The organism is Seonamhaeicola marinus, from assembly GCF_008085455.1.
This window is the reverse complement of sequence record NZ_VSDQ01000004.1, coordinates 1-343: the sequence shown is the minus strand read 5'-3', so window position 1 is coordinate 343 and position 343 is coordinate 1. Positions and strand designations below refer to the sequence as shown.

Below are 343 nucleotides of genomic sequence, written 5' to 3'. Positions count from 1 at the left end.
TGCAAACAAGGCCATGGTAAATGCTGGTATAATTTCCATTAAACCAATAATACCTAAACTTAAAGGATCTTTGGTTAGGCTATACACTTCCCATTCTATAACAATAAATTGCATAGACCACCCAAAAACCAGTAAAAGGCGCATGAGCAAAAAAATGTTGAATTCTTTTATACGAAGTGCCGCATACGGATCTGTTCTAGCCATTTGTTACGCTTTAATATCTCTCAATTTAAGTTGTAGTGATACATTACCTTGCCATTCATTTTCATCAATAGAGTATACGGCCTTAAAAGGTTTTTTATCTTTAATAAGTTCATACTTTTTGCCCATACCAAACCCAATA

Annotated in this window: 1 protein-coding gene and 1 pseudogene; both read right to left on the bottom strand. The window is 33.8% G+C overall.

What is annotated here, in order from left to right:
• Positions 1 to 204 (bottom strand): annotated as a pseudogene (locus FUA24_RS00020) (MFS transporter); the annotation flags it as partial.
• A 3-nt stretch (positions 205 to 207) separates the two neighbouring features.
• Positions 208 to 343: hypothetical protein (locus FUA24_RS24865; RefSeq protein WP_187388110.1), on the bottom strand; the 136-nt coding region annotated here is incomplete at its 5' end.